Source organism: Kutzneria sp. CA-103260 (genome assembly GCF_018263855.1).
Classification (GTDB): domain Bacteria; phylum Actinomycetota; class Actinomycetes; order Mycobacteriales; family Pseudonocardiaceae; genus Kutzneria.
In genome coordinates this window covers 4,690,852-4,703,095 of record NZ_CP073318.1, presented here as the reverse complement: position 1 = coordinate 4,703,095, position 12,244 = coordinate 4,690,852, and the positions used below count along the sequence as shown (strand labels likewise).

The window sequence follows — 12,244 nt, the reverse complement described above, 5'->3', positions numbered from 1 at the left end:
CCGCGGGTCAGTCCACTGTGGAGACGGGGTGGTGGGCGGCTTCGCGGGCGATCTCGCTGCGGGAGTGGGCGGCGAGTTTGACGAGGATGTGCGAGACGTGGGTCTGCACGGTCCGGCGGGACAGGAACAGGGCGGCGGCGATGTCGGGGTTGGAGCGGCCCTGGGCGACGAGGTGGGCGACGCGGAGCTCGGTGGGGGTGAGGCTCTCCCAGCCGGTGGTGGGACGGGCTCGCCGACCCCGTTGGCCCCGGCGAACGCCGTAGGGGCGGGTGCGGGCGTCGGCGCGGCGGATGTCCCAGTCGGCGCGGAGCTCGGTGTAGACCTCGATTGCCTCGGCCAGGGCGGCGCGGGCCCGTACGAGGTCGTTGGCCTCGCCGAACAGGACGGAGGCGTCCTCCAGGGCGTTGGCCAGCTCCAGGCGCCGGCCGGCGGAGCGGAAGTGCTCGGCGGCGGTGACCAGGCGCTGCGGGTCCCGTTCCAGCAGGCCCTGGCAGCGAGCGGCGGCGGCCTCCTTGACGGGCATGGGGGCTTCGTCGGCCTCGGCCAGGCACTGCTGGGCGGCGGACAGGGCGGTCTCCCGGTCACCGGCGGCCAGGGCCAGGCGGGTCAGCTCGGGCAGGCACAGATAGCGGACGTTCATCTCCAGCCCGGTCTGCGGACTGAGCAGCACGGGAGACAGCTCGACGACGGCCTGCGCGGGTAGGCCGTCCCGTTCACAGGCCAACGCCCGGGCCAGCAGCACGTACCCGGCGTTGCGGCGGTCGTCGGCGATGGCCAGCGGCTCGGTCTGCACGGCCTTGAGGTGCACGGCGGCGGTGGTGCGGTCGTCCCGGTGCCCGGCGATCAGCGCCAGCATGCCGTGCAGGTTGAGGAAGGAGTACCGGCCCTCGCTGAGCTCGGGGATCGACTCCAGCTCGCTGAGCGCGTCGTCCCACTGCCCGAGCTGGAAGTAGTGCGCGGCCATCATCACGTGCACCTGGGTGAACCGGGCGGCGCCGGCCTGCTCGGCCAGAGCCCGGACGCTGGTGATCCGCTCGGCGATGCCGGTGGTCTCGTCCAGGTTGAGGTCGGCCACGATCCGGTTGCACAACAGCAGCAGCCGCAGGTCCAGGTGCTCGCGGTCGTCGCCGAGCACGGTCAGGGCCTGGTCGATGAGCTCCCGGTTGCCGCGCTCGTCGCCGACGAAGCTGCGGTCCAGGGACATCACGTGCAGGCCCATGCCCACGGCGAAGCGGTCCGGCGCGGACCGCCCGGCCTCGATGGCCAGCCCGGCGGTGGCCAGGGCGGCGGTGGTGTCGAGGTCCACGGCCTGCACGAGCGCGGTGAGCGACAGCAGCCGAGCCCGCCAACCGGAGACCAGCGGGGTGGCGAGGCCTTGGGCCAGCGCCTCCAGAGCCTCGGCCGAACGGCCGGTGCGCAGCGACGTGTAGGCCAGCACCCAGCTCATCTCGGCGACCCGGTCGGGGTCGATGGTGCGGCTCAGCACCTGCCGGGCCTGCTGCGCGGCGTCGGCGTTGCGGCCCATGCCGGCCAGCGAGGTGGCCAGCCAGCTGGCGAACACGTCTCGCCGCGGGTCGTCGGAGCCGACCTGGTCGATGGCCCGCCGCAGCAGCTCGATCGCGGTCTGGGGAGCACGGTGGGTCAGGATCGGGGCGGCGCCGGCCAGCCAGTCCAGGAACCACTCGTCCTCGCTGCCGGCGGCCGGCAGCAGCTGCTGGGCGACCTGCGAGGTCGGGGCGCCGGCCTCGGCCAACGCCTTCGCCGCCTCCCGGTGCAGGGCGGTGCGCACGGCCACCGGGGTGCCGTCGTAGAGGGCCTGCCGGATCAGCGGGTACCGGAACGCCAGGTGACTGCCGGCCTCGGTGATCACGCCCGCGCCCACGGCCTCGGCCAGCAGCAGGGCCAGCTCGGAGGCCGGCATCCGGGCGACCACGGCGAGGTCGTGCACGGCGAACTCGGCGCCGAGCAGCGAAGCGACCCGCAGCGCCTCGGTGGTCTCGTCGGACAGGAAGCCCAGCCGGTCGGCGATGGCGGCGGCGAGCGAGGCCGGCGCGCTCCAGCCGACGGCCCGGCCGGCCAGTTCGGCGACGCGGCTGATGACCCGGACGGCGTTCTCCCGCAGCAGGGCGTCGACCAGCTCGGTGAGGTAGCCGGGGTTGCCGGCGGCCCGCTCGGCCAGCCGGGTCAGCTCCGGCCCGACCTCCCGGCCACCGGTCCGCACGGCGATCAGCTCGGCCACCTCGTCGGCGGCCAGCGGCCGCAGCGACAGCTGCACGCCGCCGCGGGTGGCGGCGCTGCGGCGCAGCTGGTCCAGCTCGGTGCGCCGCGGCACCGGCCGGTAGGCGCCGACAAGAAGTAAAGGAAGCTGCTCGGTGGCCCGGGTCAGCCGGTGCCAGACCAGCAGACTGGCCGGGTCGGCCCACTGGAGGTCGTCCAGCACCATCAGCACCGGCTTGGCCTCGCAGGCCCGGTCGACCAGTGCCAGCAGCTGCTCGGCCGCGCCGAGCACGGCGTCCCCGGTGCCGGTGACGCCGGGGGAGTGCTCCTGGCGCAGCAGCCGGAGGATGTCGGCGCGCCACGGGTCCTCGGCCCGGCCGACCACTTCAAGGCAGTCGAGCACGGCGCGCAGCGGGAAGGGCTGTCCGAGTTCGTCGGCGGCCGTCCAGAACACCTCGCAGCCCAGCTCACGGGCGGCGCGCAGGCCGGCGGCCAGCAGCGCGGACTTGCCGATGCCGGGGTCGCCTTCGACCATCACGGACTGGCCACGGCCGGCCACGACCTCACGCAGCAGCCGGCCGAGCAGGGCAACGTCCGCGTGCCGCCCCACGAAGGTCTCGGTCGCCGCGGTAGGCCCCATGGTGCGAGGGTAGACGGATCTTGAGCCGTGTCGCTCGACCACCACCCGGACGGAGCGCTCACCGGTCCGTGTGCGGAGCGTGGTGGTGTGGACCAATTCACCGGGACTTGGCGACTCTGCGTCACCACCGGTTGGGGTGACGGTCACAATTCTCCGCCGGATGGCGGATGTCCTTGACGGCGCATGCGCGGATGGTAATCGTTGTGGCGGCTGCCACACCTCAACAGAGTAGTTGAGGGGCGAACTCGGAAGGCGGTGAGCACGGATGGTGCTCTCGGTACAGCACCCCGATGCCACTCCCAGCGGCGCGCGCGGGCTCGAGGACCTGCTCGACTCGTACCACCACATCGCCGCGGACGTGCTCAACGCGCACGTCCGGACCGGTGAGCACTGCCAGGACTGCGGTCAGGTCTGGCCCTGCGCCCCGGTGAACTCGGCGGCATTCGCCCTCGACCTCTAGGCCGCCACCGGCCACAGGGGGATGCCGGGCCCGGCACTGGGAGGGTCGGCCTGGCGGGTTGCGCCGTCCGGCGCAGCCCTGGGGGACATATCGGCGGAACACGGCCGCGTCGGTGAACCGGCGCGGCCTCCTTGTGCGTGCCGATGGAGAAGCGCGTCACACCTGTCTGGTCTATTCGTGCACACTTTGGGTGCCGGGTGGCCAAGCGCACGCAGCCAACCAGTGGGAACATTGGTCCGGCGCTACCGCTGTGGCCTGGCCGGGCCGTAGCGTCGTTGCCGTGGGAACGGGCATTGCGCTGCATCCGATCTGGTGGGTCGAACAGAACGAGACGGAGCTGGCGATCCAGGTGACGCATCCGGAGGGTGCGCGCTTCGCCGACCGCGCGGTGAGCGAGGCCGGGGCCGAGGTCAAGGTGGAGCTGGCCACGCTGGCCGGCGCCGAGACCCCCGTCGAGACCGATCGGCTGACCGGGGCGCTGTCGACGCTGCGGGTGCGGCTGCGCGAGCCGATGGCCGACCGCCGCCTGGTGATGCTGGTGGACGGCGAGCCGATCACCGCCGCCCGGGTCAACCCGACCATCCAGAACCTGACCACCGACCTGGCCGATCCGGCCCGGCACCGGGCCGGCGAGCCGGTCCGCGCCGGCATCCCCGAGGACGGCCGGGTGCCGCGCTACTACGCGGTCAAGACCCAGCTGCTGGAGCTGACCGGCAAGCTCGGCGAGGGGGCGGCCCTGCCGTCGGAGCGGGAGCTGGCCGAGCGCTTCGGCGTGGCCCGCATGACGCTGCGCCAGGCCGTCTCCGAGCTGGTGCTGGAGGGCAAGCTGCAGCGCCGGCACGGCAGCGGCACCTACGTGATGCCGCCCAAGCTGGTGCAGCCGCTGTCGCTGGCCAGCCTGTCGGAGGGCCTGCGCCGCCAGGGTGCGACGCCCGGCCGCAAGCTGGTCACCCTGGAGCACCTGCCGGCCGACCCGACGCTGGCCGCCGACCTGCACATCGCCCCTGGCGACCTGGTGTTGCACATCGAGCGCACCGTCGAGGCCACCGGCCAGAACGTCGGGCTGGAGTCCACCTACCTGGCGGCGGCCCGCTTCCCGTCGCTGCTGGACGTGTTCGACCCGGCGACCTCGCTGTACAACTGCCTGGCCAACCGCCTCGGCGTGGTGTTCGCCGAGGCCGAGGAGCGGGTGGAGACGGTGCTGGCCACGCCGCGTGAGGCCAAGCTGATCGGCACCAACCCGGCGCTGCCCATGCTGTTGCTGCACCGCAGGTCGCTGGACCCGGACGGGGTGCCGATCGAGCGGGTGCGGTCGCTGTTCCGCGGCGACCGGTTCAGCTTCAGCACCCGCTTGCGGCCGGAGCACTGATTCACGTCACCGGCATTTCACCCTGTCGGACGTCTCAATTCGGCATGACTGGATGACGATGTTTACCGATCGAGGCCACGGGGTAACGCCTCGCCCGTGCCCTTTACGGTGGTCGGTTCACGCCCGGTTCGTCCCGACGGCGGTTTCCCGGCCCAGCCAGGACCCGATCGGGTAATTCCCTGGCCGGTCGACGGCACCGGCTTGCCCGGGCGGCCTCGTCCGTATCATCGTGACCGTGGCCGGGGCGGCAGACCCGGGCATTGTAGAAACCGGCGGTGAATGCCGGGTGAAAGCCGGGGGAGGGACCTTGTGCTCGCCCGGTGAACGTATCCGGTGAAGCCGCGACCGCACATGGTGCGGCCTTCCTGGGAACATGTCAAGCTCGCTTACAAGGCGAGTGATGTAGATCACGTAACACCCGAAAGAGGCGCTCCACGCTGACCGGTCCTCGATATACTCGGGGACAGTGCCGCGAATTCCGGGGACCAAGAACCGCGGCTGAATATGTGGAGAGCCACGTGTTCGTTAGGGCCCTGGTATGAGCATGTTGGACGGAGCCGCCCCGAGGGCGGTGTCGCGCCCGGTCAGTGACGGCTGCGCCGAGCACTTGGTGGCGGCCGCCGGCTGGCGGCGACTGGCCGATCTGGTGCAGCGCGATCCCGAACTGCGACTGCATCTCGCGCTGCGTCCCCCGCGCGACCTGTCCGCCGATCTCGGCGACGGTCCGCAGCCGACGCACCCGCGCGCGTCCGACCGAGTCCACATCGCGCCGCTGGCCGCGCTGCTGGGGCGGCGCGCCGCCGACGAGCGCAGCTTGCTCGAACAGGTCATCGCCAACCAGCACGAGCCGGTGGACGCGCTGGACTTCCTGGTCGAGCACTTCGTCCGGCCGGTGGTCACGGTGTGGCGCGCGCTGCTGGACCGGCACGGCCTGGTGCTGCTGGACCTGGACGCTGACAACCTCACGTTCGAGCTGACGCCCGGCGTGCGCGCCACCGGCCGGCTCGTCGTGACGTCGGTGGCCGGGCTGCGGGATACCGCCGAAGCCGACCCCCTGGACGTGGACCGGGCCGCCCGCGCCCTGCATGGGGCGCTGATCGGGTTGGCCGCCGGTTTCCAGCGGGCCAGTTTCGACGGCCGCCGCTACCGGGGCCGGGCCGTGCGCGCGGCCGTGGAGTCGGTGCTGTCGGCGGAGTTGCGCTACCTCGCGCCGGAGACCGCCGCCCTGCTGCACGGCGACCACCCGCTGGACCGGCACGTGCACTCGGTGCCCGAGGAGCAGGACCGGCTGCTGCGGGAGGTGCTGCGCCGGGTCGAGGAGAGTTCGGCCGCCCGGCGGCGGGACCCGGCGCTGCCGGTGCCGGCCGTCGTCATCGACCTGGATCTGTGCGGGCTGGTGCCCAAGGCCCGCACCCTGCACGCCGCCCGCACGCTGGCCGGGCCACGCGAGGGCGCCCCACGGGGCATCCCGGAGCTGGCCCGGCCGGACACGCTGGCCGCGCTGCCGTCGTACTCCAAGCCGGCCTGGGACCGGTTCCTGGAAGTGTCCGGCGTGGCCGGGCGCTACCCGGACGTGGAGTGGGACGACGTGCACGCCGAGTTCTGCCCGGCGTTCTACCGGCCGTGGGAGCGGCTGCGCTCCGACTCGCTGGCCCCCGGCCTGGTCCGGTTCGTGCGGGACGTGGAGGACGCCGGCGGCGAGGTCGTGTTCAACACCGGCCGGCGCGACCGGGTCCGCGAGCACACCACCGCCGTGCTGGCCCGCGGCGGGCTGACCCACGTCCGCCTGCTCACCCTGCCCGACGACCGGGTGCGGCCGATCGCCGAACTGAAGGTGGAGAACCTGCGCCGGCTGGCCGGGCTGGACGTGGTCGCCGTGTTCGACGACCTGACCGAGAACCGCCAGGTGCTGCGCGACTCGTTCCCGGCCGCGATGGTGATCGCCGTGGAGGCCCCCGGCTTCGCCAGCGACCGGGCCCCCGGCTGCCCACCGCCGGACGGCGCGCCACTGGTCGCCACCTTCGAGCGACTACCCAGGCAGGCCGGGGCCGCCACGCCCGTCCTGTCCCACACCCATTCCATCGCCGAGTTGCAGGTCGGCGAGCTGTCGGTCGGCCTGCCGGCCCGCGGCCACGCCGTGAACCTGTCCGTCGCGCAGACGCTGTCCCTGATCGACCGGCTCGTGGCCGACGCCGACGCCTCGGCCCAGCGCACCGCGGCCGCCGCGCCCGGGCACCTGCGGGCCGCGCTGTCCACCGTGACCGATCCGCTCGACGAGACCGTGTTGCTGCTGCATCACGTCTTCATGCGCAAGCAGTTCCACCGCGGGTCGCGGGCCACCTACACGCCCGAGATGGCCGCCATCGACCTGCTGCCGTTCCTGCGCCGGCGGGAGCCGATCCAGGTGGTGGTGCCCGGCTTCCCGGTCAAGCAGAGCCAGAGCGGGCTGAAGGCCTCCGGCGTGCTGCCCGACCTGGCCGAGCTCGGCGTGCTGGTCCGGCTGCGGGAGCTCCAGCAGGCCGTGAAGTGCGTCTACGCGCCGGGCCTGAAGATCACCGTGCTCACCGACGGGCACCACTTCCGGCCGCGACCCACCGTGATCGTCGAGTCGTACCTGCGCAAGCTCAACCAGTACCTGCGGCTGGTGGGCGGCCAGGACTTCCTGGAGTTCGCCGACATCGACGACGTCGCGCGCACTCGCATCGGGTCCTGCCTGGACAGTGAGCGGATCGTGCTCATCGAGTACTACCAGAACATCTTCCGCAAGGCGTTCCGGGAACTCGACATCACCTCCGACCCCACCGCCGTGCTGTCCCGGGTGTCCGATGTGGACCCGATGGGCGATTACAGTGGCGGGCAGTCGTTCCGGGACATGTTCCGGTCCATCCTGCACTCCGTGGCGCTGGACGTGCCGGCCGGCCGGGACCGCATGTCCTGGGCCCGCGCGGTCTACACCGACCCGTACCAGCTGGCCGATCCGGCCACCCCGGCCGAGATCGTGCGGGCCCGCAAGCAGGTATTGCGGCAGGCCTGGAGCGACACCGTGCGCTACCTGTCGGCCGTGCTCACCGACCGGGAACTGGGCTACGACAACCTGTTCGAGCACCGCGTCCGGCTCACCGTCAGCATGCCGTCGCCCGGTCGGGTCGGCTTCGCCGCGCTCGGCGGCTCCGCCCTGCTGCCGTGGCACGGCACCGCCGCTGTCGACGAGAAGGGCACGCTGTCCACCGACTTCGCGATCTGGCTCTACGACCAGGGTTTCGTGCCGGTGTACTCGCCGGTCCTGGGCTACCGCCAGCCGTGGTTGATGGCCCCGGTCACCTCCACCGCCGTCGACAGCACCCGGGGCGCCCAGCTGGTTCCGGAGCTGCTGGAAGGCATCCACCTGAGGCGGAAGTGACCGAACACGGCGTGCTCCGGCGGGGACGTCGACGCGACGGCTTCGTCGCGTTGACGTTCGGCGTGCTGGTGATCTTCGCCGGGCTCTCGTTCCGCATCGGGCCGGCTTGGGCCGTGCTGTGCGCTCTTGCCCTGCCGGCCATCACTTTCGGGGCGACCGAGCTCGTGCTGCGCAGGGTCGCCGGCGACGGCTGGGCTGCGTCGCTGCCGTTGGTTTTCGCGCACCGCCTGGGTTTGCCTGGTGCCGGTCGGCACGGGCGGTGGTCGGACAAGCAGCGTTACGACCGGCAGGAACTGCTCGGGCGTCTCGTCATCGACGGCGACATCCTGCGCTGGGAACCTCGTGAAGCCGACTGCCGGCGCGGCGTGCCACCCATCGAGTGGCAGCGCCCGTGGGGCGGTGAGCTGGTTCGGCTCTGGGGCCCGGATTGGTTGCGCTGCCTGACTCTTCCCGGCCCTGACGGCGAGCTCATGGATCTCTGGATCCGTGATCCCCGTGGCACCGCTGGCCGCCTCATCCAGGACTAGCGGATGAACACGAGCCGGTCCCGCAGGGCACCGGCGGCCAGGGACGTCAGCAGGCCTCGGGCGACGAGATCGTCGACAGAAGTGAAGCCACCGACCAGATCCCGATCGGTGACAACCCGGACCGCCAGCTCCGGCGGGAAGCCGTCAAGCGAGCTGAGCACGTGCTCCGGCACCGAGTTCACGTCGACCAGGCCGCCATCGTCGTAGCGGCGGGGGAGGTCGGGCCGGCCGATGCACAGTTCCCGGGCCAGCGCCGGATCGGTCGCCAGCAGCCGGCGGGCCTCGGCGCGGCGGGACCGGGCGGCCATCGCCTCCGCCACAGCGGGATCCCGGCGCCGGTTCAGCCGCGGCCGCAACAGGAGGGCGTGGGTGGTGCCGCCGATCCACGGCACCACGAACGCGGCGCAGACGAGCGCGCCGTAGCCGGTGGTCGACAGCCACAGCTGCCAGCCCTGCAGCTTCGTCGCCGTGGCCAGAAACGCCGCCCACGTCAGGAATCCGGCGCTCAGCAGCGGCACCGCGACCAGCCACCAACCGGCCAGGTTCACCGACCGCTTCGGGCGTTGCTTCACCGGGTGTTCCGGCGGTGCCACCGGCTGCGTCAGCAGCAGCGCCGGATCGCCGACCAGCATCCGGTCGTGAAGAGTCTGCAGCTCGTCGCCGGGCTCGATCCCCAGCTCCTCGGACAACTGCCGCCGGGTGTCACGAAACGCCGCCAGCGCCTCAGCCTGTCGGCCGGACCGATAGAGGGCCAGCATCAGCAGCCCGCGGAGACGTTCGCGGTAGGGGTAGTGGACGGTGAGCTGGCGGAGCTCGCCTATCGCCTGGTAGTGCTGGCCGAGTCGCAATTCGAGGTCGATGCGGTCCTCAAGGGCATTGGCGCGGCTCTCTTCCAGCCGGGTCCGCTCGACGTCGAAAGCAGGTCCGTCCAGGCCGGCCAGCGCCGGGCCCCGCCACGTCGCGAGGGCGTCCCGAAGCGCCTCGGCCGCCGGACCGACCGGCAGCGTTCGCGCGTGGCTGATCCTCGCTTGAAAGTCCTCGGCGTCCAGGCCGCCCGGCTCGACGTGCAGGGTGTAGCCGGCGTCGGTCAAGGTGATCAGCTGCCCCGGCGCGCGAGGCGTGCGCTCCGGTTCCAACACCTTGCGCAGCCCGGCGACGTGCTTCTGGACGACGTTCGGGCCGTTGGCCGGCGGATCGTCCGGCCACACCGCGTCGATGATCGCCGCGGTCGACGCCGGACGGTTGGCGTGCAACAACAGCGCCGCCAACACCGCTCGCTGCTTGCCCGGCCCGAGAGCGAGTTCCTGGCCCGCCTGTAACACCCGCACCGGCCCGAGCACCTCGAAGCGCAGCTCGGCCACGTCTTCCCTCCCCTGTCCGACGCTGGCAGCAAGGTAGCAGTCGCACGGCAGTCCGACGGCAGTTGACCTGTCCAGGCTGGTGGCGGAAACAACCAGGCACAGAGGGGCACGGACGACAATGCGTAAGGGAACAGCCGGATTGGCGTTGGCGCTGGTGCTGGTCGGGGCCACGGCCTGTGGGCCGCTGCCGGACCAGGGGAGCGCGCCGAGTTCTGCGTCGGGTTCGGGGGCGGTGACGGCGGCGAAGGTCGGGCAGGCGGTCAAGGTCACCGGCGACGACGGGGCCACCGCTGAGGCGACGGTGCTGTCGGTGAACGCTTCGTCGAAGGGCCAGGGTGATCTGGCGCAGGCGCCGGCGAACGGGCAGTACTCGGTGATCGACGTGGAGATCAAGGTCACCGGCGGCACGTTCCAGGTGAACCCGCTGTACGTGCGCTACCAGGCGGCGGATGGCAAGACCTACGACCAGAACACCGGCAACAGCATGACTGCCGGCTTCAGCCCCGAGTTGACGGTTGGCGGTGTGCCGAGCGGGCAGTCGACGCGGGGAGTGGTGGCTATCGATACGCCGGCGGGGCAGCCCAAGGCGATTCAGTTGACGAATGTGCTTGGAGATGTGATTGGGGCTTGGCAGCCGTAGGGGGTTGGGGTGCTAGTGGTGGGTTGCGGGCCTGCGTGGACGGTTGGCCAGTTCGCTTGGGTCAGGTGGGTGGTTGGGGTGGGTGGTTTGCTGGCGGTTGGGTAGGGGGTCGTTTTTAGGGCGGCTTTGGACGGGAGGGAGGGTTGGGGGCGGCTTGGGGGTGATGGGTGATGTGGTTGGGGTGGGGGTTAGGGTTCAGGTTTTTTTGGGGGGCGGGCCTTGGTTTCCCTTGGTTCGTTTCGCTGTGGAGTTGTCAAAGAACCGGTGCTCAGTACTGGTGTGGCGTGGTTGTGTAGTGGCGGCCTAGTGGGGTGACCCAGTGGAGGGTGTTGTCGGAATCCAGGGTGACTGTGTGGTTGCCGTGTTTGAGGTGGTGGTGATGGGCGCAGTAGCCCTTGAGCTGAGTGGCAGCGGTCTTTCCTGTGGGCCAGGGGATGGTGTGGTCGAGTTCTTGGATGGGGGTGGTGCAGCCGGGGGCGGAGCAGGTGCCGCCGGCGTTGAGTTCGGCGAATTCCTTTATGCGGGTGGTGGGGCGGTAGGTGTCGGTGCCGAGTTCGGAGGCGCGGCGGTACTGGTCGAGGAGCAGGCCGCGCCAGGGGGCGTGCATGGCCAGCTCGCGAGCGGAGTCGGCGGCGATCGGCCCGTAGCCGTCGAGCAGACCGGGGTCTTCGGTCAACCCCATCAGGGTCTCCAGCGAGATGGTGACGTGGACCTTGACCTTGCGGTCCACCCCGTACCCCAGGAACCGGTCCAGGAAGGCATCGGCTCGTTTCTGGTCAGTGGTCCGCTCGTCTTTGACCAGGGCCCGGGCGTCCTGGGTGAGGATGTCGTAGCAGGCGCGGGCGTCGAGTGCGGTGAGGGTGATCCGCAGTTGCGCCATGCCGTCCGGGAGTGGTGTGAACTCGACCCGACGCTCCTGCTTGGCCTTCAGGCGGCGCTGGTCGTAGCCGGTGGGGTCGACCTTCGCTACCTGCGCGGTGGTGCGCCGCGCGAGCTGGGTGCGGGTCAGCCCGGGAGCCACCTCAACCAGTTCGTCTTCGACTTCGGCGACCATGGCGGGATTGGGCAGGTTGACGATCCGTTCGTCCACGGTCTCCAGCCGCCGCAGGTCCAACTCTCCTCGCCGCAGCAGCTCCGACAGCCGGGGCAACCGGTCCAACACCTCGCTGCACCGCTTCTGCCGGACTACCGACTGCTCCGGCTCATGCACCGCCATCGCCATCTCAGCGGTGTCCTCGACATCCCGCAGAATCGACAACTGCACATGATCGGCGAATGCTTTAATTTTCCGCGCCAGAATGAATGCCGTGACCTGTTGATCGGCGGTCAGGGTGGCGAGATCCATGCCCATGAGCAGATCCAGCAGAGCCCCTGACGGTTCCCTGCTCTCCAACTCCCGGGCGAGTTCTTCCATGCCTCCAGAATACGCCTATCAAAGATCGAACTCGAATCACTAACGGGTGAATCCGAGTTTCATGCATAATCGCAACCCCGACCCCGCAAACCCAACCACCGCCCCCTCTCACTTCGGAGGGTGGATTTTGCGTGGAGGGGGGCGATGGCGTACGCTCGTCCGCGAATCGAGGCAGGCGCAGCCTGTCCGATGATTGCCTCGATTGCCATCGCCCAG

At 71.1% G+C, this 12,244-nt stretch carries 8 protein-coding genes and 1 pseudogene; 5 read left to right on the top strand and 4 right to left on the bottom strand.

The annotated features are described in order from the left end of the window. Positions 1 to 7 precede the first annotated feature (7 nt). On the bottom strand, positions 8 to 2,332 hold the full coding sequence (locus tag JJ691_RS53070; RefSeq protein WP_305875001.1) for a LuxR C-terminal-related transcriptional regulator: 2,325 nt from the start codon (positions 2,330 to 2,332) through the stop codon (positions 8 to 10). Positions 2,333 to 2,407: 75 nt separating this feature from the next. Next, positions 2,408 to 2,857, bottom strand: a pseudogene (locus tag JJ691_RS53405) (ATP-binding protein); the annotation flags it as partial. Positions 2,858 to 3,122: 265 nt separating this feature from the next. Here JJ691_RS53405 and JJ691_RS20255 point away from each other — a divergent pair. The 4 genes from JJ691_RS20255 to JJ691_RS20240 all read left to right on the top strand — a co-directional run bounded on the left by JJ691_RS20255 (position 3,123) and on the right by JJ691_RS20240 (position 8,613). Continuing rightward, on the top strand, positions 3,123 to 3,317 hold the full coding sequence (locus JJ691_RS20255) for a hypothetical protein (RefSeq protein ID WP_211770301.1): 195 nt from the start codon (positions 3,123 to 3,125) through the stop codon (positions 3,315 to 3,317). 601 nt (positions 3,318 to 3,918) lie between these two features. Further along, complete coding sequence (locus JJ691_RS20250) at positions 3,919 to 4,686, top strand: GntR family transcriptional regulator (RefSeq protein ID WP_249228251.1); 768 nt, start codon at positions 3,919 to 3,921, stop codon at positions 4,684 to 4,686. 538 nt (positions 4,687 to 5,224) lie between these two features. Then, positions 5,225 to 8,086: an L-tyrosine/L-tryptophan isonitrile synthase family protein gene (locus JJ691_RS20245; protein ID WP_211770300.1), complete on the top strand. Its 2,862-nt coding sequence runs from the start codon at positions 5,225 to 5,227 to the stop codon at positions 8,084 to 8,086. Further along, positions 8,083 to 8,613 carry a hypothetical protein gene (locus JJ691_RS20240; protein WP_211770299.1) on the top strand — a complete coding sequence of 177 codons (531 nt, stop codon included), beginning with the start codon at positions 8,083 to 8,085 and terminating at the stop codon, positions 8,611 to 8,613. Before JJ691_RS20245 ends, JJ691_RS20240 begins: the two co-directional genes overlap by 4 nt. On the opposite strand, the gene JJ691_RS20235 is transcribed toward JJ691_RS20240, so the two are convergent. Then, a complete protein-coding gene (locus JJ691_RS20235; RefSeq protein ID WP_211770298.1) occupies positions 8,610 to 9,974 on the bottom strand; it encodes a BTAD domain-containing putative transcriptional regulator in 1,365 nt (454 codons plus the stop codon). The genes JJ691_RS20240 and JJ691_RS20235 overlap by 4 nt on opposite strands. Before the next feature lie 154 nt (positions 9,975 to 10,128). On the opposite strand from JJ691_RS20235, the gene JJ691_RS20230 reads away from it, so the two are divergent. After that, a complete protein-coding gene (locus JJ691_RS20230; protein WP_249228250.1) occupies positions 10,129 to 10,614 on the top strand; it encodes a DUF4352 domain-containing protein in 486 nt (161 codons plus the stop codon). A gap of 268 nt (positions 10,615 to 10,882) precedes the next feature. On the opposite strand, the gene JJ691_RS20225 is transcribed toward JJ691_RS20230, so the two are convergent. Beyond that, entirely contained in the window at positions 10,883 to 12,028 is a 1,146-nt protein-coding gene (locus JJ691_RS20225) for a DUF222 domain-containing protein (protein WP_211770296.1), read from the bottom strand. Positions 12,029 to 12,244 lie beyond the last annotated feature (216 nt).